The following is a 23,505-nucleotide window of genomic DNA, read 5'->3' on the forward strand; positions in this document are numbered from 1 at the left end:
AGAAAAAATGAACGAGACCATCGATGCGCAACGTGACCATGAAGCAGCTGCGCACCTTTGCCGCCCTGGTGAAGGCAGGTTCGGTCACCGGCGCGGCCCAGAGCCTCAACATCACGCCGCCGGCGGTGACGCTGCAGATGCAGCTCCTGCAGGAGCAGGCCGGCCTGCCGCTGATCGAGCGCACCTCGGCCGGCATGACGCCGACCGATGCGGGGCGCGAGGTGCTGGCGGCCGCCGAGCGCGTGGCGGCGGTGCTGTCGGAATGCGAGGCGGGCCTGGCCGAGCTCGCCGGCTCCCAGCGCGGCACGGCTTCGGTCGGCATCGTCAGCACCGCCAAATATTTCGCCCCGCGCGCCCTCGCCGCCTTCGCCCGCCAGCATCCGGAGATCACGCTGCACCTCACCGTCGGCAACCGGTCCGAGATCATCGCCGGGCTGCGCCAGCTCGATTTCGACATCGCCATCATGGGCCGCCCGCCCGAGGAGCTGGAGGTCGAGGCCACGGTGATCGGCGAGAATCCGCATGTGATCATCGCCGCGCCCGACCATCCCCTCGCCGGCCGGCGCGCCATCGACCCTGCGCTGCTCGCCGGCGAGACCATGATGGTGCGCGAGCCCGGCAGCGGCACGCGCAGCCTGATGGAGCGCTTCTTCGCCGACGCCCGCGTCGCGCCCCGGCGCGGCATGCAGATGTCGAGCAACGAGACCATCAAGCAGGCGGTCATGGCCGGGCTCGGCATCGCCTTCATTTCCGGCCACACCATCGAGGCGGAGATCGCCTCGGGGCGCCTCACCATGCTCGACATCGTCGGCCTGCCGGTCATCCGGCAATGGATGATCGTCCACTTGCGCCAGCGCCGCCTGATGCCGGCGGTGAAGACGCTCTGCCGCTTCCTGATCGACCACGGCGAGACCTTCCTGCCGGTGCCGCGGACCGGCTTTCAGGGCATCGACCGCCGCTTTGCCGAGATCGACCTGCCGCATTGACGGCCTCGCCTTATCGGGCCGCCTCGGGCATGATGGAAGGCTCGGCCCTGAAGGGGAGGAACACCCATGGGCTCCTACTTCGCCATCGTCCTGATCTGCGCCTCGACGCTGGCGCGGGACGCCTGCAACGAGAAGACGGCGGCCGACGTCCTGTCGATCAAGGTCGCCTCGGAGCTCGCCTGCACCCAGGGCTGGCAGGAGATCGTCGCGCGCTCGGCGCTCAACCAGCAGCTGGGCTCGACCAGCTACCTCAAGACGGTCTGTCGCCGCGTGACGCGGGTCTTGCCGCCCGCGGCGGAGTGACGCGGGTCAGTCGCGCCGCGCCCGGTCGAGATTGCGGGCCTTGTCGAGGCCACGGGGCGTGCCGACCATGCCCTGGAGGCGGGCCGAGGCGACGTCGGCACCGGTGAAGTCGGCGCCCTCGACCAGGGCGCCTGTGAGGTCGGCGCCCGCCAGCAGCGCGCCGGTGAGGTCGGCGCCGGTGAGATGCGCCCCGCGCAGGCTGGCGAATTCGAGGTCGACCCGCGTCAGGTCGGCGCCCGAGAAATCGGCGCCCTCGAGCTGCGCCGACTTCAGCACGGCCCGCATCAGGCCCATCGACTGGTTGCGCATGTCGGCGCCGAGGCGCGCACCCGGCAGCCGCGCGCCCTTGAGGCTGGCGCCGGTGAAGTCGCCGGCGAGACGCGCCTTGGCGAGGTCGGCCCCGTCGAGCAGCGCGCCCATGGCCTGGGACCCGAACAGGCTCGCCCCGGCGAGGTTCGCGCCCCTGAGATCAGCCTTGAGCATCCAGGCCTGGTCGAGGACGGCGCCGGCGAGATCGGCGCCGCCGAGCCTGGTGCCGTTGAGCACAGCGGCCTGCAGCCGGGCGCCGTGGAAGTCGAGGCCGGAGAGATCGAGATGAGCCAGCCGCTTGCCGGAGAGGTCGGGATTGGGCGCGGCGAGCGCCCGCTCCACCTCGGCACGGGTCATCTCCGCCCGCGTCATCGCCGGCGAGTCGAGGTCGAGATAGCGCATCATGTCCTGCGCCGGCGCGGGCCCCGTCATCCCGGCTGCGGCCGCGGCCGCCACCAGCGCCATCATCGCCCGGCGCATGCCCATGGCTCCCTGTGCGGCCGTCAGTCGTACTTGATGTAGGAGAAGCGCATGTCGGCCTGAGGCGTGCCCTCGAGCGCGCCGCCCTCCTTGGCCGGCTGCCACTGCACCACCTCCTCGATCTTGCGCGCCAGCTGAAAATCCTTCTCGGTGATGCCCTTGGCCGCGTGGTTCATCAGCCGCACCTCGACCCAGGCATAGGAGGCGGTGATGTCGGGGTGGTGCCAGGCCGCCTCGGCGAGATGGCCGACGGTGTTGATCACCATCAGCGTGCCCTTCCAGCTGTTGGTCCGGTAGCGGCGGCGGATCCAGCCATTCTCCAGGTGCCAATGCGGCAGCTCGCTCTCCAGCCGGCGCGTGACCTCCTCGTCGGAGAAGACGGTTTCCTTGGCGGCTTCGCTCATCGCATCCCTCCCGTTCGCTCGGTTGGCTCCACCCTATCACAGGCCCGCCCGCAGGAAACGAGGATGACGGCGCCCGCGCACGAAAGCAGCGGTCCGCGCCGACGATTTTCTCCGGCGTTTCCAAGAGAATAGTAAGAATTGCCCGGATTCTCCGGTTTCGATACGCTACAGGCCGGATGCAATACTATTAGAAGAAAATAAGGATCGGAGGATATCCATGAAAAGGCTGGCTTTCATCGGCGCCTTGACGATCGCGGCGCTCGTCGCGGGCGAAGCGTCCGCGGCCAAGAACAGCAATCGCGTCGAGGGGGTCGCCACGCTCGACCAGGCCTGGGCGCTGATCGGCGATTTCTGCGGCATCAAGAACTGGCACCCCGCCGTCACCAAATGCGAGGAGACGGAGAAGGACGGCGCCAAGATCCGCACGCTCACCACCAAGGATGGCAGCACCTTCGTGGAGAAGCTGGTGAAATGGGACGACAAGGACCATTCCTACACCTACGAGGCCCTGGAGAGCCCGCTACCGGTCACCAACTACGTCTCGACGCTGAAGCTCGAGGAGGATGACGAGCCGGGCAAGGTCGCCATCACCTGGTCCTCCACCTTCGAGCCCAAGGGCGTGCCCGAGCGCGCCGCCAAGAAGGCGGTCGCCGACATCTACCTCGCCGGCCTGCTGGCGCTGAAGGCGAAGATGAAGGGCAAGTAGGTCGGCGCAGCCGATGCCGGAGGAAACTCCGGCAGCACGGACCCGCGACGGGCACACCAACCGCAACCGTCATGGGCGGACTTGATCCGCCCATCCACGCGACCACCGGCGGCCGGTCGAGAAGAACGTCGATCGGCCTCGCGCCGCTTATGCCCCCCACCGCGTCCGCATGGATGGCCGGGTCAAGCCCGGCCATGACGTTGAGGTTCTGGCGCGACGATGATCCGGGGCCGGCGTCACGGCCGCGGCTGCACCTCCTCCAGCGCCAGGCCCGCCTCGGACCAGCCCTCGACGCCGTCGGGATACCAGTAGACCTTCGCATACCCCTCGGCGAGCGCCCGCTTGGCGGCGTTCCACGACATCCAGCATGCGCGCCTGCAGAAGAACAGCAGAGGCCTGGCATGGTCGCCGCCGGTCGCCTCGGCGAGGCCGCGGCGGAAATAGGCCGCCATGGACGGCGCCAGCGCGCCGAAGCCGACATCGCGCAGCCACACCGCCCCGGGCACGCTCGTGTGCGGGGGATCATGCCACACCGTGCCCGCCGGCAGGCCGGCCGGCTTGGGCGGGCGCGGCAGCACGTCGACGAACACCGCCGCCCTGGCCGTCCACAGGGCCTGCGCCTGCGCCGTCGTCACCACGGTGGCGCCTTGCAGCGTCGCCGGTGTCGGCGCCTTGTAGTCGTCGAGGCGGTAGCCCTCCGGCTCCGCCGGCTGTCCGGCCGCTGCCGGCGCGATCATCAGGCCGAGGGCCGCGACGACGGCGATGGCGAGGCCGGACCGACGCCCTGCGCTCACGGGCCCGAGCCCCCCAGCGCGGCGGCGATCGGCTTGTCGTTGGCATCGAGCAGCGGCGTGCCGTAGTCGGTCAGCACCTTGTCGATGTCGCCCTGCCGCTTGCGGATGACCTCGTTGAGCGCATGCTTCCACTCGCGTTCGTTCGGCCGGATGCCGAAGGTGACGCGGTAGGCCATCGCCGGGCGCTGCGCCTCCTGGAGCAGCGGCACCACCTTCAGCGGCACCGGCGCCTTCCTGGCGAAATAGCCGCCGATCGGTCCCCAGAGCAGCACCGCGTCGATCCGGCCCTCGGCGAGGTCGGCGATCGCCTCCTCGGCCGGCGAGTCGAAGCGCCGGTCCACCAGCAGGGCATAGGTCTTGGCGTCCGGCAGCAGCCCGAGCGCCAGGAGATGGTCGACCGGCGGCGTCGCGGCGATGACGCCGAGCTTGTGCCCCTTCAGCCTGGCGTCGTCGAGGCGCTCGACCCCGTCGAGGGGACCGCCGGCCTTCACCACCAGCACATAGGTGGAGGTGTAGTAGGGGTTGGTGTGATCGACGATGTCGGCGCCCGAGGCATAGCCGACGATCAGGTCGCACAGCCCCGAGGACAGGGTGTTGCGCACGAAGCCGGGGCCCTGCGGCAGCCAGTAATAGCGCAGCGGCACCTTCAGCTCCTGCGCCACGATCTCGGCGATCCGGTTCTCGAAGCCCTCCCCCTTGCGGTCGGAGAAAGGCATGGCGGCGGGATCGGCGCAGACCCGCAGCACGTTGCGGGTGACGAGGTCGGGAACCTGCTGGGCCGCGGCCCGGTCGAAAGCCGGCCCCGCCGCCCAGAGGAAGGCCGCGGCGGCCAGCGCCGCGGCCTTCGCCCTGCGATCAGGGCCCCATGCAAGCCGTCTCGTTGTCCTTGGCAGTCTGGGGTTTGGCATCATGATTTTCCGGGCGGATGCGTCCCAGGGCACCGTCCGAGCGGGCCTTGAGATAGACATAGATGTCGTCGAGGTAGCACATGACATTGCGGTTCTCGCCGAGCGCCGGCATCACCTTCTCGTTGCCGTTGCCGACGTCCTTCTTCCCCTGGGCGACGGTGGCGATGAAGTCGCCATATGTCAGGTGCTTCAGCGAATCCACCAGGGGCGGAGCGTAGGTCGACCCCATGCCGTCCGGTCCGTGGCAGACATGGCATTCGGAATGGTAGCGGCGATAGCCGGAGAACGTGTACCAGTCGACCTTGCCGTCGGGATCGATACGATAGGTCGGGTTGCCGTCGGCATCGGCATATTTGCCGTCCTCGCTGCTGGCCGGCTTGGTCGGATCGGCCGAGGCCGCCCCGACACTCCAGGCCGCGACACCGGCCATGACGGTGGCGACGGCGAGGCGTCGCATCTGCAGTTTCCAGAACAATACAACCTCCCGCAACGCGGGGCCGGATCGCCGGCGGTCCATCGCCGCCCTGCCAGCCGCCGCTCTCTCGGCGTTATCGAAAAGGGCCGGCACGGCGGTCGCCCCGCGTGCCGGCCCCATCCTAGGTTTCAGCGACAGTCTCGACGCGCCCTCATTCGGGGAGCGTGAAGACGGTGAGCTGACCGCCGAGAGCGGTGTAGTTGTTGAGGGCCGCATAGCCGCCCACCGCGCCGAGACCGGCGTTGGGGTCGGTGAGGCCCGCCGCCAGGCCGATGCCGGCCCAGCCGCCCACGCCCGAGAGCACCGCCACGTATTGCTTGCCCTTGTGGGTGTAGGTCATGACGTTGCCGATGATGCCGGACGGGGTCTTGAACTTGTAGAGCTCCTTGCCCGTCTTGGCGTCGACCGCCTTCAGATAGCCTTCCAGCGTGCCGTAGAACACGATGTCGCCGGCGGTGGCCAGGGCGCCCGACCAGACCGAGAACTGCTCCGGCAGCGACCAGACGATCTTGCCCTTGGTGGCGTCCCAGGCGATGAAGTTGCCCATGGTGTTGCCGCCGGGGGCCGGATACATCGACAGCGTGGCGCCGACATAGGGCTGGCCGGGGGTGTAGCTCACCTTGAACGGCTCGTAGTCCATGCACACGTGGTTGGTGGGCACGTAGAACAGGCCGGTCTTCGGCGAATAGGCCGAAGGCTGCTGGTCCTTGGAGCCGAGGGCCGCCGGGCAGATGCCCTTGGAGTTCACGTCCTCGCCGTTCTGCTCGGTCGAATATTGCGACACGACCAGCGGGCGACCATAGGTCTTGCTGTTCTTGTCCATGTCGACCTTGGTGGCCCAGTTCACCGCCGGGTCGTACTTCTCGGCGACGAGCAGCTCGCCCGTCTCGCGGTCGAGGGTGTAGCCGAAGCCGTTGCGATCGAAGTGGACGAGCAGCTTGCGCTCCTTGCCGTCGATCACCTGGTTGACCAGCGGCACCTCGTTGACGCCGTCATAGTCCCATTCGTCGTGGGGCGTCATCTGATAGACCCACTTGGCCACGCCCGTGTCGGGATCGCGGGCGAAGATGGTCATAGACCACTTGTTGTCGCCCGGGCGCTGCTTCGGGTTCCAGGTCGAGGGGTTGCCGGAGCCGTAGTAGAACAGGTTCAGGTCCGGATCGTAGGAATACCAGCCCCAGGTGCAGCCGCCGCCGGTCTTCCACTGGTCGCCCTGCCAGGTCTTGATCGATGAATCCTTGCCGATGGGCTTGCCGAGATCGGTGGTCTTTTCCGGATCGACCAGGAGCTGGTCGTCGGTGCCCACCGAATAGGCGCGCCAGGCGAGCTTGCCGGTCTTCATGTCGTAGGCGGTGACGTGGCACTGCACGCCGAACTCGCCGCCGGAGATGCCGACGATGACCTTGTCCTTCACCGGCAGCACGGTCGCGGTGTTGGTCTCGCCCTTCTTCGGGTCGCCGTTGACGACGGACCACACCACCTTGCCGTCCTTGGCGTCGAGGGCGACGACCGTGGTGTCGGCCTGGTGCAGGAACACCTTGCCGTCGGCATAGGCGAGGCCGCGGTTCACGGTGTCGCAGCACATCACCGGAATGACGTTGGGATCCTGCTTGGGCTCGTATTTCCAGATGATCCTGCCCTCATTGTCGAGATCGAGGGCGTAGACGATGTTCGGGAAGGGCGTGTGGACATACATCACGTTCCCGACCACGAGCGGCGAGCCCTCGTGGCCGCGCAGCACGCCGGTCGAGAACGACCAGGCCACCTGCATCTTGCCGACATTGCCGGCGTTGATCTGGTCGAGCTTGGAGTAGCGGGTGTTGGCGTAGTCGCCGGTCTGGATCACCCACTGGTTGGGGTCCTCGGTGAGCTTCTTCACCTCGTCGTTCGCACTGGCCGTCCCACTATAGAACAGGGACCCGAGGATCCCCGCCAAGACCAAGAGTCGTTTCATGAACGTTTCCTCCGAGTGGCTGCGGTCATCCCACCCGGATGGATGGCATGCCGAAATGAGCGTTGCTCGTTCGCCTTGGGGATACCTCGTGTCTTCGGCAGCGTGTCACAGCCAGCGATTGCTCTTGAAGCCGAGCGGTGACTTTCGTCGTTCCGCTGGCTTTCGAACCGGCCCTGCGATCCCCATCACAGAAGCCGTTGAAGCCGAAGATGAAGGGAGTCTAAGCAGAATTTCATGAGAGGCGCAATAGATTGGAACGATTATGCAAAAATTCCCATCGAACACTCCGTCGCAGGCCACCTATACTGCATCGCGTCAATAATAATAAGTTGCGCCGCAGCATCGCCGTTGCCGGCCGCTTGCGGCGCGAAACCTACTCCCATTCCAGCTCGTGGAAGGCCGCGGTGGCGTTGCGGGCGTTGAAATCGTCGAACAGCGCCCAGTTGCCGGCTTCCGACCGGGCCGCCTCCCGCACCGCGTCCTGGATGGTCCGCCCGTCCCGGATCATGGCGCGGACGTCGTCGCGCAGCCGCTCGAGATAGCGCTGCATCGGGACTGCGGCATCGGGCCACGCCATCACGGCCGGACCGTGGCCGGGCACGACGCGGGCGGCAGGCCGCGTCCTGGCCTCGGCGATGTCGGCCAGCCAGCCCTTCAGGCTGCCGTCGAGCGCCGGCACGTGGCCGGCGAACAGGATGTCGCCGAGGAACCAGGTCCCGGTGCGGCGATCGAGCACGGTGAGGTCCGAATTGGTGTGGCCGGTCGGCCAGGCCTCCAGCTCGATCGGCCGGTCGCCGAGGTCGAGGGTCATGCGGCCCTCGACCAGCAGGGTCGGGACGACGATGCGGGTGCCGGCAAAGGCGTCGTCGCCGATCAGGGCCTTCGTCGCCGCCAGATAGGTTTCCGCCCGCGCCGCCAGGGCGTCCGGCAACGTCTTGTGGCCGACGAAGCGGGCGCCGGTCTCCAGGAAGGCGGCGTTGCCCAGGAGATGGTCGGGATGGACATGGGTGTCGATGACGTAGCGGATCGGCAGGCTGGTCCTGGCCCGGATCGCCGCCAGCAGGCGCCGGCCGGCGCGATAGCTGCCGCTCGTATCGATCACGGCGACGCCGTCGCGCCCGACGATGAAGCCGGCATTGCTGATGGCGTCGAGATTGGCCGGCGTCGCCAGCTCGTAGGGCCCGGCATGGACGAACACCCCCGCGGCGATCTCGGTGACCGGGAAGGGCTCGACCGCGGCCTCACCGCCAGCGGCCGGCGCGGCGGCGAGGAGGAGCAGCAGCGCGAGGATGCGTCCCATCATGCCGTCGCCCCCCGTGCCGCAAGCATGGCGCGCTGCGCCTCGATCCAGGCGGGGCCGCGCTCCGGACGCGCCGCCGCCAGCGCCACCTCCTCGATCACCCGCGTCGGCCGCGGCGCCAGGAAGACCAGGCGGTCGGCGAGCTCGATCGCCTCGCGCAGATTGTGCGTCACCATCACCACCGTCATGCGGTGGCGGGCGACGGCGGCCATGACAGCCTGGCGCAGCTCGGCCGCGGCACGGTCGTCGAGCGAGACGAAGGGCTCGTCCAGCACCAGGAGGTCCGGGCCGTTGACGATCGCCCTGACCAGGGAGACGCGGCGGGCGAGGCCCAGCGACAGCTCGCCGGGATAGCGCCCCCGCCACTCCGCGAGGCCGAAGGCGGCGAAGAGCTCGTCGAGCGGCCGGGCCCGATGCTGGCGCGGCATGCACAGCCGGATGTTCTCCTCGACGCTGCGCCAGGGCAGCAGGCGCGGCTCCTGGAACACCATGCCGATCCGCAAGGTCGCGGGGTCGGGGACGACGCGCCCCTCATAGGCGCGGTCGAGCCCGAGCAGGATGCGCAGCGTCGTGGTCTTGCCGCAGCCGGACGGGCCGATCAGGCAGACGAACTCGCCGGGCGCGAGGACCACTCTCAGGCCGCGCACCGCCTCCACCGCCGTGCCGTCGGGCCGGCGATAGGTCTTGGCGGAAATATCGATCTCAAGCCGCGGCAAGGCGCCACCTGCGGGCCCGCGCTTCCAGGGGCTGCAGCACCAGGAACTCCACCGCCAGCATCACCGCCATGAAGGCGACGGCATAGCCGAGCACGGCGGTGACGTCGAAGAGCTGGAAATAGACCGAGATGGCGTAGCCGACCCCGTCGGGGCGGCCGAGCAGCTCGACCAGCAGCACGATCTTCCAGACCAGGGCGAGCCCCGAGCGCGCCGCCGCGGCGAGGAAGGGCGCGAGCTGCGGCGCCAGCACATGCCGGGCCCAGGTCGCCGGGGAGAACCGGTAGACGCGGGCCATCTCCTCCAGGCCGGGATCGAGCGAGCGGGCGCCCTCGCGCAGGATCACCACCACGTTCGGGATCTTGTTGAGCGCCACCGCCGTCACCGCCGCGGCCTCGCCGAGGCCGAGCCAGATGTAGCAGAGCACCGCCACGACCAGCGCCGGGGCGTTGAGCAGGGCCATGAGCCAGGGATCGAAGGCGGTGTTGGCCGCCGGCGAGCGCCCCAGGCCGACGCCGATCGCCGTGCCGACCGCCATGGCGACGACAAAGGCCATGACCACCCGCCGCAGGGTAGCGCCGATATTGGCGAGGAGGTCGCCGTGCAGCGCCTCCGCGGCGAGGAACTGCGCCACCGCCGCCGGCGACGGCAGGGCCCTGCTGGCTGCGAGCACCGCCGCCGCCTGCCACAGCACCAGGAGCGCCAGCAGCGAGCCGGCGCGCATGGCGGCCTCCAGGCTGCGTCCGTGCCCCTGCGCCATCAGCCGGCATCCGCATAGAGGCCGGGCGGCAGGCTCCTGGCCGATCCGACCAGCTTCTCCCCGCCGATCTCGGCCAGCACCGCATAGAGCCTCTGCGCATCGGCCTGCTCCGCGGCGATCGGCCGGTGTGGAATGCCCTCGACGAAGCGTCGGCGCAGCGCCTGGAACGCGGCCTCGTCCTCCGCCTGCATCAGGGGCCGGATCGCCGTCCAGGCCGCGTCGGCGCCGGCATCGGCGCCGGCGAGCAGCGCCTTGGCCTGCCGCGAGGCGGCGAGGAAGGCGGCGAGCGCCGCCGGCCGGCCGGCGACGAAGGGCTCGGCGAAGACATAGCCGACCAGCGCCAGCGGCCCGGTGACGCCGAAGCCGCGCGCCAGCTCGTCCGCCCCGATCAGCCGGCGGAAGCCCTTGGCCTCCAGCCGGGCGCAGAAGTTCCAGTAGAGCAGCGCCGCGTCGAGCTCGCCGGTTTCCAGCTTCTCCGTCAGCAGCGGCGGCGCGCCGTAGGCGGGCCGCGCCGCGCCGGCGAGGTCGATGCCGGCGGCCCGCCGGGCATGGGCCTGCAGCAGGAGCCAGCTCTTGTCGAGCGCCCCCCCGGCCACCCCGATCGACCGGCCGGCGAGGTCGGCGACGCCGCGGATCGGCGAGGCCGCCGGCACCATCACCGCCCCTTCCGTCGCCGAGAACGGCGCATAGAGGATGGCGCGACCCTCCGCGCGCAGGCGGGCGGCGAGCAGGAGGTCGCTGACGATGGCGTCGACCGCGCCCGCCTGGAAGGCGATGCGGGCGGCGTCGCTGGAGGCGAGCCTGACCGGCTGCACCTCCAGGCCCCGCGCCGCGTCGAAGCCCTGCCGGCGGATGGTCTCGATCTCCCAGCTGACCGTGCCGAACTGCAGCACGCCGACCCGGACCGGCTGGGCCCCGGCCGCGGCGGCGGGCCCGGCGAGCAGCGCGCCGGCGAGCATCAGCATCTCACGTCGTGTCGGCATGCCGATCCTCCCGCGCCGGACGTTCCTTCCCTGCGGCCGACGCGAAGACCCCGCGTGAGCCGCACTCCCGCCGGCAACCTAGAGGCTCGCCGGCGGCGCGGCCCGTGCAATCCAGCCACCCCACCGCGACGAAAAGAAGCATGCGGTCCCGCGAAAAAATTAGAACTATTCTTGACATGCAGTCTGAACATCATTTCTCATACTGTCCAGCGTCATTCCGGCGTCAAAGCGGAGGAATGCCACGCACCAAGATCGCGCAAGTCGATCCGGCGTATTCAACAAGCTTTCAGGCAGATCGCCGGAGGCTTTCGTGGAGAGGGCTCGTTATGAAACGTATTGTGTTCGCTGCACTTGCCTTTCTAGCCTTTGAAGGCGCGGCAAGAGCCCAGGACGTCGCAGCTGGCGAAAAGGTATTCATCAAATGCAAGGCCTGCCATCAAATCGGTGAGACGGCAAAGAATGCAGTAGGCCCCGAATTGAATGGACTCATCGGACGGCATTCCGGAGCCGTGGATGGGTTCAATTATTCTGCGGGAATGAAGAATTCTAATCTTCAATGGACCGAAGAGAATCTCTCAGAATATCTTAAGAGCCCGAAACAGAAAGTTCCTGGCAACAAGATGGCCTTCGTCGGCCTGAACAAGCCCGAGGACATCGCCAACGTCCTCGCCTATCTCAAGCAGTTCGGGCCCGACGGCAAGAAGGCGCCGTAGCGCCCGGGACCGTCCGGAGGCTGCCGGCGGGCCGATCGTCACGAGCCCCCCCGCCGGGGCAGCGGCGCCGGCGCGGTGCTGTCGCGCACCACCAGCTCGCCGTGCAGCACCGTCAGCGGCTGGGGCGGGCTCTCGCCGCCGAGCAGGCCGAGCAGGATGCGCGCGCCCGTCGCGCCGAGGTCGAAGCGCGGCTGGCGGATGGTGGTCAGGGTCGGCTCGACGAAATCGGCGAACTCGATGCCGTCGAAGCCGACGAGCGACACGTCCTGCGGCACGCGCACGCCGGCGGCGCGGATCGTCTTCATGAAGGCGATGGCGACCTCGTCCGAGGTGGCGACGACACCGGTCGGGCGCCGCGCCATGGCGAGGAACGCCTGCCCCGCCTCGACTCCGGCCCGGAAGACGTAATCCCCCTCCAGGCGCACCACGTCCTCCCGCGGCAGGCCCGCCTCGCGGACCGCGGCCTCGAAGCCGCGATAGCGCCGCACCTCGTTGTAGTTGCCCTTCGGTCCGGCGATGTAGAGCAGCCGGCGATGGCCGAGACCGATGAGGTGGCGCGTCTGCGCCAGCGTGCATTCGGTGTCATCGACCACCACGGTCGGCACCTCGGCGACGCCGGTCCCGGCGCAGACCGCCACCACCGGGATGCCGGCCTGCAGGATCGAGCGCCCGTCGCGCGCCGGCACCGCGGCCGACAGCACGATCGCCCCGTCGAGATGGCCGCCGAAGACGAGGTCGACCAGGTAGTCCTCCTTGCCGTCGACGCTGTCGAGATTGCCCATCAGCATGGCATAGCCGGCCGCGGACAGCTCCATGTCGATGCCGTGCAGCACCTCGCTGAAGAAGGGCGGGTTGCGCCGCTTGGGCACCACCACCAGGATGGCGCGCGAGCGGCCGGCGCGCAGCTGGCGCGCCGCCGCGTTCGGCGTGTAGTCGAGCACCCGCACGGCCTCGAGCACGCGCAGGCGCGTCGCCTCCAGCACCCGGTCCGGCGCCGTCAGGGCCCGGCTCACCGTCGCCGTCGAGACGCCGGCGGCCCGCGCCACGTCGGCGATCAGGGCCTTCGCCCGCTCCGGGCGGGGCCGGCTGCGCCGGCTCTTGCGCCCCTCTCCGCCTCCCCCCTGGCCCGTCGCTGCTGTCATGGCGGCCCGATCACGTCCTGCGCCGGGGCGAGGCCGGGGCGGCCGCAGCCTGCAATCCGGCGTTGCACGAGGCTGCTTGACATCGGCCTCGCCCACTTACAATATCGGCCAGCATGCAAACGATTACATAAAAATGCAATGCAATCCTTTGGGAGGATGTCCATGACGTTATCGACGGGAAAATCGATGCTAGCGTCGTCTCGCGCCCTCGCCGTCGGCATGCTGGCCGGGCTCGCCTTCGCCGGCTCCGCCCTGGCGCAGGACAAGCCGCGCGCGGAGGTGATGCACTGGTGGACCTCGGGCGGCGAATCCGCCGCGGTCAAGGTCCTGGCCGAGCAATACACCAAGGCGGGCGGCGAATGGGTCGATGCCGCCATCGCCGGCGGCGAGGCCGCCCGCGCCGCCGCCATCAACCGCATCGTCGGCGGCAAGCCGCCGACCGCCTCGCAGTTCAACACCGGCAAGCAGTTCGACGACCTCGTGACGCAGGGCCTGCTCAACACGCTCGACGAGGTGGCCGAGCAGGGCAAGTGGAAGAGCTTCCTGCCGCCCTCCTTCGTCGACGCCGCCAGCCGCGACGGCCATTTCTACGCCGTGCCGATCAACGTGCACGGCCAGAACTGGGCCTTCTATTCCAAGCCGGTGCTCGACAAGGCCGGCGTCACGGCGGTGCCGAAGACCTGGGACGAATTCTTCGCCGCCATGGACAAGATCAAGGCCGCCGGCCTGATCCCGATCGCCCAGGGCGGCCAGCCCTGGCAGGAGCGCATCCTGTTCAACGTCGTGCTGCTCTCGGTCGGCAAGGACGTCTACAACAAGATCTATGTCGAGCGCAGCGCCGACGCGGTGAAGTCGCCGGAGTTCCGCAAGGCCGTCGAGATCTACGGCCGCATGCGCGACTATGTCGATCCCGGCTCGCCCGGCCGCAACTGGAACGACGCCACGGCGCTGCTGATCACCGGCAAGGCCGGCGTGCAGTTCATGGGCGACTGGGCCAAGGGCGAGTTCAAGGCGGCCGGCAAGGTCGCCGACCAGGACTTCTACTGCCAGGTCGGCCTCGACGGCACGGATCTGATGATCGGCGGCGACGTCTTCGTCTTCCCCAAGACCAGCGACCCCGGGCAGGTGAAGGCGCAGACCCTGCTGGCCTCGACCATGCTCACCCCCGAGACCCAGCTCCTGTTCAACATCCAGAAGGGCTCGATGCCGGTGCGCGGCGACGTCGATGCCGGCAAGCTCGATGCCTGCGCCCAGAAGGGCATGAAGCTGCTGGCCGACCCGGCCCACCAGACCGCCGTCAGCGACATGCTGATCTCGGCCGACCTCACCGGCTCGCTCCAGGACGTGCTGACCAATTTCTGGAACGACAAGGGCCAGAGCGTCGACGACCTCCTCGCCAAGTTCGCCGCCGCGCTGCAATCGGGCGATTGAGCCCCGCCTGACGTGAAGCCGCGGGGCCCGCCGTCGGGCCCCGCTTCGGGACCCGACGGAGCGCACCGCATGGCCGAGCCAGCCAGAGCGCGGACATCACGCCCCCGGCGCCGCTCCGCCGCGGCCTGGGCGCTGGCGCCGGCGTGGATCGTCGTCGTGGTCGCCTATCTCGGCACCATGGCCTGGACCGTGGTGATCTCCTTCACCCCGTCCAAGCTGCTGCCGGTCTACACGTTCGTCGGCTTCGACCAGTACGCGCGCCTGTTCACCTCCGACCGCTGGCAGGTCTCGCTCTGGCATCTTCTGATCTTCGGCGTGCTGTTCATCGCCTGCTGTCTCGTCACCGGCTTCCTGCTCGCCGTGGCGCTGGACCAGAAGGTGCGGTTCGAGAACACCTTCCGCACCATCTTCCTCTACCCCTATTCCATGTCGTTCATCGTCACCGGCCTGATCTGGCAATGGCTGATGAACCCCGGCCTCGGCATCCAGAACACGGTGCGCGGCTGGGGATGGCAGGGCTTCACCTTCGACTGGGCGGTGAATTCCCGGATGGCGGTGTTCGCGCTGGTGATCGCCGCGGTCTGGCAGGCCTCGGGGCTGGTGATGGCGCTGATGCTGGCGGGCCTGCGCGGCGTCGACGCCGAATTGTGGAAGGCGGCCCGCGTCGACGGCATCCCGGCCTGGCGGGTCTATGTCTCGATCATCCTGCCGATCCTCGCCCCGACCATCGCCACCGCGACGGTGCTGCTCTCCATCGCCGTGATCAAGGTCTACGACCTCGTCGTGGCGCTGACCAATGGCGGGCCAGGCACATCGTCGGAGATGCCGGCCAAGTTCATCATGGACAATCTCGGCTTCCGCCAGAATATCGGCCTCGCCACCTCGGCCGCCACGGTGATGCTGATCACCGTCGTCTGCCTGGTGACGCCCTGGCTCTACCGCACCTATTTCCGCAGCCAGGCCGGGAGGACGTGATGGCCGCCGTCGCCTTCCCCGCCGAGGCCCGCGGACCCAGGCCCCGCCGCCTCACCGCCGGCCGCATCGGGCTCTACGCCTTCCTCCTCGCCGCGGCCGCCTTCTTCCTGCTGCCGGTCGTGGTGATGGTGCTGACCTCGCTCAAGACCATGGACGAGATCCGCCAGGGCCAGATCTTCGCCCTGCCGCAGGCCTTCGACACCAGCGCCTGGTCGACCGCCTGGTCGAGCGCCTGCACGGGCCTTGCCTGCGAGGGCATCCGCGTCGGCTTCTGGAACTCCGTGCGCATCCTCGCGCCGAGCGTGGTGCTGTCGATCGCCATCGGCGCGATCAACGGCTACGCCCTGTCGCTGTGGAACGTGCGCTACGCCAACCTGCTCTTCGCCATCCTGCTGATCGGCGCCTTCATCCCCTACCAGGTGTTCATCTATCCCCTGGTGCGGCTGTCGTCGGCGGCCCAGATCTTCGCCACCCTGCCCTGCATCGTCCTCGTCCACACCATCTTCGGCATGCCCTACATGACGCTGATCTTCCGCAACTATTATGCCGGCCTGCCGCCGGAGCTGTTCAAGGCGGCGCGGGTCGACGGCGGCGGCTTCTGGCGCATCTTCCTCCATGTGATGCTGCCGATGTCGACGCCGATCCTGATCGTCGCCGTCATCCTGCAGGTCACCGGCATCTGGAACGACTTCATCCTCGGCCTGACCTTCGCCGGCAGCGCCAACAACCCGATGACGGTGCAGCTCAACAACGTGGTCAATTCCACCACCGGCGAGCGCGCCTACAATGTCGACATGGCCGCCACCCTGCTCACCGCCGCCGTGCCGCTCTTCGTCTACTTCGTTTCCGGCCGCTGGTTCGTGCGCGGCATCGCCGCCGGCGCGGTGAAGGGGTAGCCGATGCGGCCCGCCGACAGCGCCCAAGCCCCCGCCGCCATCCCGGCGCCCTCCGTCGCCGTGCGCGACCTCGCCATCCGCTACGGCGCGGTCACGGTGCTCGACAATCTCCGGCTGGAGGTGGCGCCGGGCGAGTTCATCGTCCTGCTCGGCCCCTCCGGCTGCGGCAAGTCGACCCTGCTCAACGCCATTGCCGGGCTGATCGACATCAGCGACGGCGAGATCTGGATCTCCGGCCGCAACGTCACCTGGGCCGAGCCGGCGGAGCGCGGCATCGGCATGGTGTTCCAGTCCTATGCGCTCTATCCGCGCATGACGGTCGCGGGCAACATGTCCTTCGGCCTGAGGATGGCCGGGCTGCCGAGGGCGGAGATCGCCGTGCGGGTCGCCAAGGCGGCGAAGATGCTGCAGCTGGAACCGCTGCTGCAGCGCCGGCCGGCCGAGCTCTCCGGCGGCCAGCGCCAGCGCGTCGCCATCGGCCGGGCGCTGGTGCGCAACGTCGACGTGTTCCTGTTCGACGAGCCCCTGTCCAATCTCGACGCCAAGCTGCGCAACGAGCTGCGCGTCGAGATCAAGAAGCTCCACCAGGAGCTCGGCAACACCATGATCTACGTCACCCACGACCAGATCGAGGCGCTGACCCTGGCCGACCGCATCGCCGTGATGAAGGGCGGCGTCATCCAGCAGCTGGCGACGCCGCACGACATCTACCACCAGCCGGCCAACCAGTTCGTCGCCGGCTTCATCGGCTCGCCGACCATGAACTTCTGGGAGGGCCGGCTCGCCGGCGCGGCAGGCGGCTGGCGCTTCGAAGGCTCCGACCTCGCCATCGACCTCGCGCGCTATCCCTTCGCGCGCGCGCCGGCGGCGGGACCGGCCGTGCTCGGCATGCGGCCCGAGCATATCGGCATCGGCGAGGCGCCGCCCGGCCGCCATGCCGGCCGCGGCCTCGTCACCATCGTCGAGCCGATGGGCGCCGACACCGTGGTGTGGACCGAGATCGGCGGCAAGCCCTCCACCATCCGCCTCGACGGCGACCAGCCCGCCAGAGTGGGCGATGCCATCCCCTTCCATTTCGACCCGGCACGCGCCTCGCTGTTCGACGCGCAGGCCGGCACGCGCCTCTGACACTCATCCCGGCAAAGGACATTCCATGGCGATTTCCACCCCCACTTCGTTTCAGCTCTATTCCGCCCGGAAGTTTCCGCCGCTGGCCGACCGGGTGAAGGAGCTGGCCGAGATCGGCTACACCGCGGTCGAGCCCTTCGGCGGCCTCTACGGCGACGCCGCAGGCCTGCGCGCGATGCTCGACGCGGTCGGCCTCGCCGCGCCCAGCGGCCATTTCGGCCTCGACATGCTGGAGCAGGATTTCGACGGCGCCCTCGCAGTCGCCCGCACCCTCGGCATGCGCTTCGTCGTCTGTCCCTACCTCATGCCCGAGGAACGGCCGGCGGATGCGGCCGGCTGGAAGGCGTTCGGCGCCCGGCTGCAGGCGGTCGCCGCCCGCTTCGACAAGGCCGGCCTCGCCTTCGCCTGGCACAACCACGATTTCGAGTTCCGGCCGCTGCCCGACGGCTCCGTGCCGATCGAGCACATCCTCGTCGAGGGCGTTGCCTGGGAGGCCGACCTCGCCTGGGTCGCCCGGGCCGCGGTGGATCCGCTGCCCTGGCTGCAGCGCTATGCCGGCCGCGTGCCGCTGGTGCACGTCAAGGATATCGCCCCGGCCGGCGAGAAGGCGGACGAGGACGGCTGGGCCGATGTCGGCGAGGGCGTGCTGCCCTGGGCGGCGCTGTGGCGGGCGGCGGAGGCGGCCGGGGCCGAGATCATGGTGGCCGAGCACGACAATCCCAGCGATGCGGAGCGTTTCGCCCGGGTGAGCTACGCCACCATGTCCAAGCTGAACGGGAAGGCCTGAGCCATGGCGCTGAAGATCGGCCTCGTCGGCTGCGGCAACATCTCCGACATCTACCTCACCAACGCCAGGCTGTTCCGCGACATCGAATTCGCCGCGGTCAGCGACATCAACCCGGAGGCGGCGGCCCGGCAGGGCGCGAAATACGGCCTGCCCGTGCGCACGGTCGACGCGCTGCTGGCGAGCAGGGATGTCGACATCGTCCTCAACCTGACCGTGCCGGACGCCCACGCCCCGGTCTACCGGGCGGCGATCGAGGCCGGCAAGCACGTCTATGGCGAGAAGCCGCTGGCGACGACGCTCGAAGACGGGCGGCGGGTGGTCGAGGCGGCCCGCGCCAAGGGCCTGCGCATCGGCTCGGCCCCGGACACGGTGCTCGGCGGCGGCATCCAGACCGCCCGGGCCCTGGTCGACGGCGGCGCCATCGGCAAGCCGCTGCTCGGCCTGATGGCGGTGCTCTCGCACGGCATGGAGAACTGGCACCCCAACCCCGCCTTCTTCTTCAAGCCCGGCGGCGGGCCGGTGTTCGACCTCGGCCCCTACTATATCTCGGCGCTGGTGACGCTGCTCGGCCCGGTGGCGAGCGTCGTTGCGGTCGGCCAGATCGGCTTTGCCGAGCGCACCGTCACCACCGAGACCTCGCCGGTGCGCGGCAGCAAGATCAAGGTCGAGGTGCTGACCACGGCGCAGGCCCTGCTCACCTTCGCCTCCGGCGCCCAGATCACCTTCCTGGCCAGCTGGGATGTCTGGCGCCACGGTGTGCCGCCGATCGAGATCCACGGCACCGAGGGCTCGATGCGCGTGCCCGACCCGAACTTCTTCGGCGGCCCGGTCGACGTCGCCCGCGAGCGCGCCGACTGGGCCGCGACGCAGACGACCGACAAGACCTTCGGCGTGCCGAACTGGCCGGCGCAGACCCCCACCGTCGCCAATTATCGCGGCCTCGGCCTGGCCGAGATGGCACGCGCCATCGGCGAGGGCCGACCGCACCGGGCGAACGGCGACCTCGCCCTGCACGTCCTCGCCGTCATGGCCGGGATTCTCGACTCGGCCGTCAGCGGCAAGCCCGTCGCCATCACCGACGGCTGCGAGCGCCCGGCACCACTCGGCGAGGACGAGGCCAGGGGGCTGCTGGCCGGCTGAGGTATCGGAGTTCGCGGATCGCGACGCCTGCAACCCCCCTCTTCCGACCGGGAGGGGGGCAGGGCGAGGGTCTGAACGCATCGGCAACAGGGTACGGGCCAATACAACGAGACGTGGAAAATCTCTGCCTTTTTCGAAAAGATTCGGCCCCTGGCGCCCATCGCCGATAGATTTCCTGCAGCAGGCATTCAGGCCTCAGCTGCCGTCACGATCCTTGAAATGATACCGTAAAGTGATACTATATGCCTCTAAGCGGGAAGCATCGAGCCACGCTCGAGGCGGTGTTTGCCGAACCTGTCCGCGCCGGCATTGCGTGGCGCGACATCGAAGCTCTGTTCGGCGCCTGCGGGGCGGAGATCAGCGAAGGCAGCGGGTCGCGAGTACGCGTGGCGCTCAATGGTGTGCGCGCCGTGTTTCATCGCCCGCATCCTCAGAAGGAGACGGACAAGGGAGCGGTCCGGTCAGTGCGACGTTTCCTGGCGGAAGCCGAGGTCTTGCCATGACGGTGATGCATTACAAGGGCTACGAAGGCGTCGTCGACTATGACGAGGAGGCCGAGATCTTCCACGGCGAGGTCATCAACCTGCGCGACGTCATCACCTTCCAAGGCACATCGGTGAGCGAATTGAAGCAGGCGTTGGCGGATTCGGTCGAAGATTATCTCGCCTATTGCCGGGAACGCGGCGAAGAACCGGAGAAGCCGTTCTCGGGACACTTCGTCGTGCGCGCGGAGCCGGCGCTGCACAGGGCCATGTTCTCAGCCGCCAAGCGCGCTGGAATGAGCCTCAACAAATGGGTGACATCGACCCTGGAGCGGGCAGTCTCACGCTGACCGGATCGATCCGATGGCAGAGGCGGATTGCCAGCACCGATCGCGCTGACGTTTTCTCCTCACGCCTTGCATGCGCGGCAGCTTGCGGCGCCTCGCCCTCTCACGCTTTTTCAGCGGATGCCGTCATCGTCTGCATTGACTTGCCCGCCGACGCGGTCGGAAATGCTGCTCCGAGCGCCCGCCCGCTTGCGCCATGCCGGCCCGCGCCTCGCCGGGCAAGAGGATCACGCCGCCGATGGCCAAGCGCCCCACCATCACCGATCTCGCCGAGGCCGCAGGCGTCAGCGTGGCGACGGTCGACCGTCTCCTCAACGGCCGCCATGCCGTGCGCGAGGAGACGGCGCGCCTGATCTACGACGCCGCCCAGGCCATCGGCTTCCATGCCGCCGGCCTGCTGCGCCAGCGCATCGAGCGCGACGTGCCGCCCTACCGCCTCGGCTTCGTCCTGCAACGGCCGGAGCAGCATTTCTACGCCAGCCTCGGCGAGCACATCGTCAGGGCGGTGGCCGCCGCCCGCGAATTCCGCGGCATCCCGACGCTCGAGCATGTGACGGAGCAGAGTCCTGCCGCGGTCACGGCGAAGCTGAGGGCGCTGGCCGGCCGCTGCCAGGCCGTCGCCGTGGTCTCGGTCGACCATCCCCTCATCGCCGCCGCCGTCGCGGAGCTCAGGGACAAGGGCGTGCCGGTGTTCTCGCTGCTCTCGGACTTCGCCGCGGGCGTGCGGGCCGGCTATGTCGGCGTCGACAACCGCAAGGCCGGCCGCACGGCCGCCTGGGCCATCGCCCGCACGGCCCGGCAGGCCGGCAAGGTCGGCCTCTTCGTCGGCAGCCACCGCTTCCTCGGCCACGAGATGCGCGAGATCGGGCTGCGCAGCTATTTTCGCGAGAATGCCCCGCAGTTCGAGGTGCTCGACAGCTATGTCAACCTGGAGGAGCGGCGCATCGCCTATGAGGCGACGTTCGACCTCCTGCATCGCCATCCCGATCTCGCCGGCTTCTACGTCGCCGGCGGCGGCATGGAGGGCGTGATCGAGGCGCTGCGGGAAGAGGGCGGCGGCCGCGACGTCGTCGCCGTCTGCAACGAGATCACGCCGGACTCGCGCGCCGCCCTGGCGGAGAACATCATCACCATGGTGATCGCCACGCCCGTGGCCCGGCTCGCCGCCGAGCTGGTCCAGATCATGGCCGCGGCGATCGCCTCGCCGGCCCAGGAGCCGCCCGGACAGACCTTCCTGCCCTTCGATCTCTACACCTCCGAGAACATCTGATCCGCAGCCGATGCCCGGCGTCGATGACGAAAATCCATCACGCCTCCATCACGTTTCTCTCACAGATGACGCCATTTCAGTCATTCCGCGATTGACGGACCGCGTCGCCCGGCTTGAATGGAGCCGTGCCGCGAGAACCCGGGTCCGCCGGGCGAGCGGCGAGCGACAGGCGGCGATACGCCGGCGCTGGGAGGACACGATGACGGACGGGACAGCGCCGACCTTCGCGCTCAACCATATGGCCGCGCCGCGCCTCGGCCTGGGGGCCTTCTTCGAGCTGGCCGGCGCGCTCGGCATCAGCCGGATCGAGATCCGCAACGACCTCGAAGGGCATTCCATCCCCGACGGCACGCCCGCGGCGCGCGTCCGCGCCCTGGCCGAGGCGGCAGGCCTGACCATCCTCTCGATCAATGCCCTGCAGCGCTTCAACGAATGGACGCCGGACCGTGCCGCCGAGGCGGAGGCCCTGGCCGACTATGCCGCCGGCTGCGGCGCCGAGGCGCTCGTTCTGGTGCCCGTCAACGACGGCACCGGCCGCGCCAACGGCGAGCGCCAGGCCAATCTGCGCGTCGCCCTCAAGGCGCTCGAGCCGATCCTGGCCGAACGCAGCTTGATCGGCCTGGTCGAGCCCCTCGGCTTCGAGAGCTGCTCGCTGCGCCTGAAGCTGGAAGCCGTGGCGACCATCGATTCCATCGGCGCCGGCGAGACCTTCCGCCTGGTGCACGACACCTTCCATCACCATCTCGCCGGCGCGGCCGAGATCTTTCCGCGGCGCACCGGCCTCGTCCACATCTCCGGCGTGACGGCATCCGTCGGCATGGCCGGCCTGCGCGACTCCCATCGCGCCCTGGTCGACGGCGCCGACCGGATCGGCAACCTCGCCCAGATCCGCGCCCTGATCGACGGGGGCTATCGCGGCGCCTTCTCCTTCGAGCCGTTCGCCGAGGCGGTGCATGCGCTGGCCGATCCCGCGGCTGCGATCCGGGCCAGCATGGACTTCATCCGCGCGCAGATCCTGCGCCACGCGGCCTGACGGCAGCCGCCGCGGCGGCGCGCGCCCATACCCCTTCGAGGGGTGATCCGGAAGAACAAGGGCGCCGCCGGACGCCCGACCAGGAGGGACATGACATGAAGAAGACGTTGCTTGCGCTGGTCCTGTCGACCGCGATGATCGGCTCGGCCTCGGCCGAGACCATCGGCGTCTCGATGGCGCTGTTCGACGACAATTTCCTCACCGTGCTGCGCAACGGCATGCAGGACTATGCCAAGACCAAGCCCGGCGTGTCGCTGCAGGTGGAGGACGCCCAGAACGACGTCGGCAAGCAGCTCAACCAGATTCAGAACTTCATTGCCCAGAAGGTCGACGCGATCATCGTCAACCCGGTCGACACCGATGCCACCCCGGCCATGACCAAGCTCGCCGTGGCCGCCCATGTCCCGCTCGTCTACGTCAACCGCATGCCGGCCGACAAGCAGCTGCCCGCCAACGTCTCCTTCGTCGGCTCCGACGAGCGCCAGTCCGGCACGCTGGAGATGCAGGAAGTCTGCAAGCTGCTCGGCGGCAAGGGCAAAATCGTCGTGATGATGGGCGAGCTCTCCAACCAGGCCGCCCGCCAGCGTACCCAGGACGTGCTCGACGTGATCGCCAGGCCGGAGTGCAAGGGCATCGAGATCCTGGAGAAGCAGACCGGCAACTGGAAGCGCACCGAGGGCACCGACCTGATGACCAATTGGATCAGCGCCGGCATCAAGCCGGACGCGGTGGTGTCCAACAATGACGAGATGGCGATCGGCGCCATCCAGTCGCTGAAGGCGGCCGGCGTGCCGATGGACAAGATCGTCGTCAGCGGCGTCGACGCGACGCAGGACGCCCTCGCGGCGATGAAGGCCGGCGAGCTCGACGTCACCGTGTTCCAGAACGCCGCCGCCCAGGGCTCGGGCGCGGTCGACACCGCCCTGAAGCTCGCCAAGGGCGAGAAGGTCGACCAGATGGTGTGGATCCCGTTCGAGCTGGTGACGCCGGCCAACATGGGCCAGTACCTCAGGAAGAACTGAGCCGGCGATCGACGAATTCGGCACGCGACCTCGGGCGTGCCGATGGCGGGGACCGGCGGCCGCC

26 protein-coding genes are annotated in these 23,505 nt (G+C 69.0%); 15 read left to right on the top strand and 11 right to left on the bottom strand.

Translation table 11 applies throughout. From position 1 onward, the window contains the following. Window positions 1-23 precede the first annotated feature (23 nt). Both QO011_RS00615 and QO011_RS00620 read left to right on the top strand, forming a co-directional pair. Complete coding sequence (locus QO011_RS00615) at window positions 24-986, top strand: LysR family transcriptional regulator (RefSeq protein ID WP_307266375.1); 963 nt, start codon at window positions 24-26, stop codon at window positions 984-986. 66 nt (window positions 987-1,052) lie between these two features. Then, window positions 1,053-1,289, top strand: a complete 237-nt coding sequence (locus tag QO011_RS00620; protein WP_307266378.1) for a hypothetical protein — start codon at window positions 1,053-1,055, stop codon at window positions 1,287-1,289. 6 nt (window positions 1,290-1,295) lie between these two features. Here the strand turns inward: QO011_RS00620 and QO011_RS00625 are convergent, their stop codons facing one another. Then, the gene (locus QO011_RS00625) at window positions 1,296-2,084 is read right to left on the bottom strand and encodes a pentapeptide repeat-containing protein (RefSeq protein WP_370881884.1); all 789 of its coding nucleotides are present in this window, start codon (window positions 2,082-2,084) and stop codon (window positions 1,296-1,298) included. A 17-nt stretch (window positions 2,085-2,101) separates the two neighbouring features. Further along, window positions 2,102-2,482, bottom strand: a complete 381-nt coding sequence (locus tag QO011_RS00630) for a 4a-hydroxytetrahydrobiopterin dehydratase (protein WP_307266382.1) — start codon at window positions 2,480-2,482, stop codon at window positions 2,102-2,104. A 217-nt stretch (window positions 2,483-2,699) separates the two neighbouring features. On the opposite strand from QO011_RS00630, the gene QO011_RS00635 reads away from it, so the two are divergent. After that, window positions 2,700-3,188: an SRPBCC family protein gene (locus tag QO011_RS00635; protein ID WP_307266385.1), complete on the top strand. Its 489-nt coding sequence runs from the start codon at window positions 2,700-2,702 to the stop codon at window positions 3,186-3,188. Between the two features lie 236 nt (window positions 3,189-3,424). Here QO011_RS00635 and QO011_RS00640 read toward each other — a convergent pair whose 3' ends face one another. The 8 genes from QO011_RS00640 to QO011_RS00675 form a co-directional block, all read right to left on the bottom strand. Continuing rightward, a complete protein-coding gene (locus QO011_RS00640; protein WP_307269172.1) occupies window positions 3,425-3,925 on the bottom strand; it encodes a PQQ-dependent catabolism-associated CXXCW motif protein in 501 nt (166 codons plus the stop codon). A 53-nt stretch (window positions 3,926-3,978) separates the two neighbouring features. Next, a complete protein-coding gene (locus QO011_RS00645; RefSeq protein ID WP_307266387.1) occupies window positions 3,979-4,890 on the bottom strand; it encodes a substrate-binding domain-containing protein in 912 nt (303 codons plus the stop codon). After that, window positions 4,838-5,347 carry a c-type cytochrome, methanol metabolism-related gene (locus tag QO011_RS00650; RefSeq protein ID WP_307266389.1) on the bottom strand — a complete coding sequence of 170 codons (510 nt, stop codon included), beginning with the start codon at window positions 5,345-5,347 and terminating at the stop codon, window positions 4,838-4,840. Before QO011_RS00650 ends, QO011_RS00645 begins: the two co-directional genes overlap by 53 nt. Window positions 5,348-5,516: 169 nt before the next feature. Further along, the gene (gene xoxF5, locus QO011_RS00655) at window positions 5,517-7,319 is read right to left on the bottom strand and encodes a lanthanide-dependent methanol dehydrogenase XoxF5 (protein ID WP_307266391.1); all 1,803 of its coding nucleotides are present in this window, start codon (window positions 7,317-7,319) and stop codon (window positions 5,517-5,519) included. A 373-nt stretch (window positions 7,320-7,692) separates the two neighbouring features. Beyond that, window positions 7,693-8,622, bottom strand: a complete 930-nt coding sequence (locus QO011_RS00660) for a quinoprotein relay system zinc metallohydrolase 2 (protein WP_307266393.1) — start codon at window positions 8,620-8,622, stop codon at window positions 7,693-7,695. Beyond that, window positions 8,619-9,335 (bottom strand): ABC transporter ATP-binding protein, encoded by a 717-nt coding sequence (locus QO011_RS00665; RefSeq protein WP_307266395.1) that lies wholly within the window; start codon window positions 9,333-9,335, stop codon window positions 8,619-8,621. Before QO011_RS00665 ends, QO011_RS00660 begins: the two co-directional genes overlap by 4 nt. Then, window positions 9,322-10,068, bottom strand: coding sequence for an ABC transporter permease (locus tag QO011_RS00670; RefSeq protein ID WP_370881908.1), 747 nt, complete (start codon window positions 10,066-10,068; stop codon window positions 9,322-9,324). Before QO011_RS00670 ends, QO011_RS00665 begins: the two co-directional genes overlap by 14 nt. Before the next feature lie 23 nt (window positions 10,069-10,091). Further along, window positions 10,092-11,075, bottom strand: coding sequence for an ABC transporter substrate-binding protein (locus QO011_RS00675; RefSeq protein ID WP_307266399.1), 984 nt, complete (start codon window positions 11,073-11,075; stop codon window positions 10,092-10,094). A gap of 326 nt (window positions 11,076-11,401) precedes the next feature. On the opposite strand from QO011_RS00675, the gene QO011_RS00680 reads away from it, so the two are divergent. Beyond that, the gene (locus tag QO011_RS00680) at window positions 11,402-11,788 is read left to right on the top strand and encodes a c-type cytochrome (RefSeq protein WP_307269175.1); all 387 of its coding nucleotides are present in this window, start codon (window positions 11,402-11,404) and stop codon (window positions 11,786-11,788) included. Window positions 11,789-11,826: 38 nt separating this feature from the next. Here QO011_RS00680 and QO011_RS00685 read toward each other — a convergent pair whose 3' ends face one another. After that, window positions 11,827-12,930 (bottom strand): LacI family DNA-binding transcriptional regulator, encoded by a 1,104-nt coding sequence (locus tag QO011_RS00685; protein WP_307266401.1) that lies wholly within the window; start codon window positions 12,928-12,930, stop codon window positions 11,827-11,829. A gap of 186 nt (window positions 12,931-13,116) precedes the next feature. Between QO011_RS00685 and QO011_RS00690 the strand changes: the two genes are divergently transcribed. The 11 genes from QO011_RS00690 to QO011_RS00740 all read left to right on the top strand — a co-directional run bounded on the left by QO011_RS00690 (window position 13,117) and on the right by QO011_RS00740 (window position 23,441). Then, window positions 13,117-14,361 (top strand): ABC transporter substrate-binding protein, encoded by a 1,245-nt coding sequence (locus QO011_RS00690; RefSeq protein WP_307266403.1) that lies wholly within the window; start codon window positions 13,117-13,119, stop codon window positions 14,359-14,361. 69 nt (window positions 14,362-14,430) lie between these two features. Next, window positions 14,431-15,336 (top strand): carbohydrate ABC transporter permease, encoded by a 906-nt coding sequence (locus tag QO011_RS00695; RefSeq protein ID WP_307266405.1) that lies wholly within the window; start codon window positions 14,431-14,433, stop codon window positions 15,334-15,336. Next, window positions 15,336-16,232: a carbohydrate ABC transporter permease gene (locus QO011_RS00700; protein WP_307266407.1), complete on the top strand. Its 897-nt coding sequence runs from the start codon at window positions 15,336-15,338 to the stop codon at window positions 16,230-16,232. The genes QO011_RS00695 and QO011_RS00700 overlap by 1 nt, the downstream gene beginning before the upstream one ends. 3 nt (window positions 16,233-16,235) lie before the next feature. Beyond that, window positions 16,236-17,360: an ABC transporter ATP-binding protein gene (locus QO011_RS00705; RefSeq protein WP_307266409.1), complete on the top strand. Its 1,125-nt coding sequence runs from the start codon at window positions 16,236-16,238 to the stop codon at window positions 17,358-17,360. Between the two features lie 25 nt (window positions 17,361-17,385). After that, window positions 17,386-18,147, top strand: a complete 762-nt coding sequence (locus QO011_RS00710; protein WP_307266411.1) for a sugar phosphate isomerase/epimerase family protein — start codon at window positions 17,386-17,388, stop codon at window positions 18,145-18,147. 3 nt (window positions 18,148-18,150) lie between these two features. Further along, the gene (locus QO011_RS00715) at window positions 18,151-19,287 is read left to right on the top strand and encodes a Gfo/Idh/MocA family protein (protein ID WP_307266414.1); all 1,137 of its coding nucleotides are present in this window, start codon (window positions 18,151-18,153) and stop codon (window positions 19,285-19,287) included. Between the two features lie 242 nt (window positions 19,288-19,529). Beyond that, window positions 19,530-19,790 (top strand): type II toxin-antitoxin system HicA family toxin, encoded by a 261-nt coding sequence (locus tag QO011_RS00720; RefSeq protein ID WP_307266417.1) that lies wholly within the window; start codon window positions 19,530-19,532, stop codon window positions 19,788-19,790. Beyond that, a complete protein-coding gene (locus QO011_RS00725) occupies window positions 19,787-20,119 on the top strand; it encodes a type II toxin-antitoxin system HicB family antitoxin (protein WP_307266420.1) in 333 nt (110 codons plus the stop codon). The genes QO011_RS00720 and QO011_RS00725 overlap by 4 nt, the downstream gene beginning before the upstream one ends. Before the next feature lie 235 nt (window positions 20,120-20,354). Then, a complete protein-coding gene (locus QO011_RS00730) occupies window positions 20,355-21,386 on the top strand; it encodes a LacI family DNA-binding transcriptional regulator (RefSeq protein WP_307266422.1) in 1,032 nt (343 codons plus the stop codon). A gap of 199 nt (window positions 21,387-21,585) precedes the next feature. After that, on the top strand, window positions 21,586-22,419 hold the full coding sequence (locus QO011_RS00735) for a TIM barrel protein (RefSeq protein WP_307266424.1): 834 nt from the start codon (window positions 21,586-21,588) through the stop codon (window positions 22,417-22,419). 95 nt (window positions 22,420-22,514) lie between these two features. Beyond that, window positions 22,515-23,441 (top strand): sugar ABC transporter substrate-binding protein, encoded by a 927-nt coding sequence (locus QO011_RS00740; protein ID WP_307266425.1) that lies wholly within the window; start codon window positions 22,515-22,517, stop codon window positions 23,439-23,441. Window positions 23,442-23,505 lie beyond the last annotated feature (64 nt).

The organism is Labrys wisconsinensis (genome assembly GCF_030814995.1).
GTDB lineage: Bacteria > Pseudomonadota > Alphaproteobacteria > Rhizobiales > Labraceae > Labrys > Labrys wisconsinensis.

Bases quoted from the DNA above. Each gene is read 5' to 3' on its own strand.
- QO011_RS00615 (WP_307266375.1), top strand. From the start codon at position 24: ATGCGCAACGTGACCATGAAGCAGCTGCGCACCTTTGCCGCCCTGGTG.
- QO011_RS00620 (WP_307266378.1), top strand. From the start codon at position 1,053: ATGGGCTCCTACTTCGCCATCGTCCTGATCTGCGCCTCGACGCTGGCG.
- QO011_RS00625 (WP_370881884.1), bottom strand. From the start codon at position 2,084: ATGGGCATGCGCCGGGCGATGATGGCGCTGGTGGCGGCCGCGGCCGCA.
- QO011_RS00630 (WP_307266382.1), bottom strand. From the start codon at position 2,482: ATGAGCGAAGCCGCCAAGGAAACCGTCTTCTCCGACGAGGAGGTCACG.
- QO011_RS00635 (WP_307266385.1), top strand. From the start codon at position 2,700: ATGAAAAGGCTGGCTTTCATCGGCGCCTTGACGATCGCGGCGCTCGTC.
- QO011_RS00640 (WP_307269172.1), bottom strand. From the start codon at position 3,925: ATGATCGCGCCGGCAGCGGCCGGACAGCCGGCGGAGCCGGAGGGCTAC.
- QO011_RS00645 (WP_307266387.1), bottom strand. From the start codon at position 4,890: ATGCCAAACCCCAGACTGCCAAGGACAACGAGACGGCTTGCATGGGGC.
- QO011_RS00650 (WP_307266389.1), bottom strand. From the start codon at position 5,347: ATGCGACGCCTCGCCGTCGCCACCGTCATGGCCGGTGTCGCGGCCTGG.
- xoxF5 (WP_307266391.1), bottom strand. From the start codon at position 7,319: ATGAAACGACTCTTGGTCTTGGCGGGGATCCTCGGGTCCCTGTTCTAT.
- QO011_RS00660 (WP_307266393.1), bottom strand. From the start codon at position 8,622: ATGATGGGACGCATCCTCGCGCTGCTGCTCCTCCTCGCCGCCGCGCCG.
- QO011_RS00675 (WP_307266399.1), bottom strand. From the start codon at position 11,075: ATGCCGACACGACGTGAGATGCTGATGCTCGCCGGCGCGCTGCTCGCC.
- QO011_RS00680 (WP_307269175.1), top strand. From the start codon at position 11,402: ATGAAACGTATTGTGTTCGCTGCACTTGCCTTTCTAGCCTTTGAAGGC.
- QO011_RS00685 (WP_307266401.1), bottom strand. From the start codon at position 12,930: ATGACAGCAGCGACGGGCCAGGGGGGAGGCGGAGAGGGGCGCAAGAGC.
- QO011_RS00690 (WP_307266403.1), top strand. From the start codon at position 13,117: ATGCTAGCGTCGTCTCGCGCCCTCGCCGTCGGCATGCTGGCCGGGCTC.
- QO011_RS00695 (WP_307266405.1), top strand. From the start codon at position 14,431: ATGGCCGAGCCAGCCAGAGCGCGGACATCACGCCCCCGGCGCCGCTCC.
- QO011_RS00700 (WP_307266407.1), top strand. From the start codon at position 15,336: ATGGCCGCCGTCGCCTTCCCCGCCGAGGCCCGCGGACCCAGGCCCCGC.
- QO011_RS00705 (WP_307266409.1), top strand. From the start codon at position 16,236: ATGCGGCCCGCCGACAGCGCCCAAGCCCCCGCCGCCATCCCGGCGCCC.
- QO011_RS00710 (WP_307266411.1), top strand. From the start codon at position 17,386: ATGGCGATTTCCACCCCCACTTCGTTTCAGCTCTATTCCGCCCGGAAG.
- QO011_RS00715 (WP_307266414.1), top strand. From the start codon at position 18,151: ATGGCGCTGAAGATCGGCCTCGTCGGCTGCGGCAACATCTCCGACATC.
- QO011_RS00720 (WP_307266417.1), top strand. From the start codon at position 19,530: ATGCCTCTAAGCGGGAAGCATCGAGCCACGCTCGAGGCGGTGTTTGCC.
- QO011_RS00725 (WP_307266420.1), top strand. From the start codon at position 19,787: ATGACGGTGATGCATTACAAGGGCTACGAAGGCGTCGTCGACTATGAC.
- QO011_RS00730 (WP_307266422.1), top strand. From the start codon at position 20,355: ATGGCCAAGCGCCCCACCATCACCGATCTCGCCGAGGCCGCAGGCGTC.
- QO011_RS00735 (WP_307266424.1), top strand. From the start codon at position 21,586: ATGACGGACGGGACAGCGCCGACCTTCGCGCTCAACCATATGGCCGCG.
- QO011_RS00740 (WP_307266425.1), top strand. From the start codon at position 22,515: ATGAAGAAGACGTTGCTTGCGCTGGTCCTGTCGACCGCGATGATCGGC.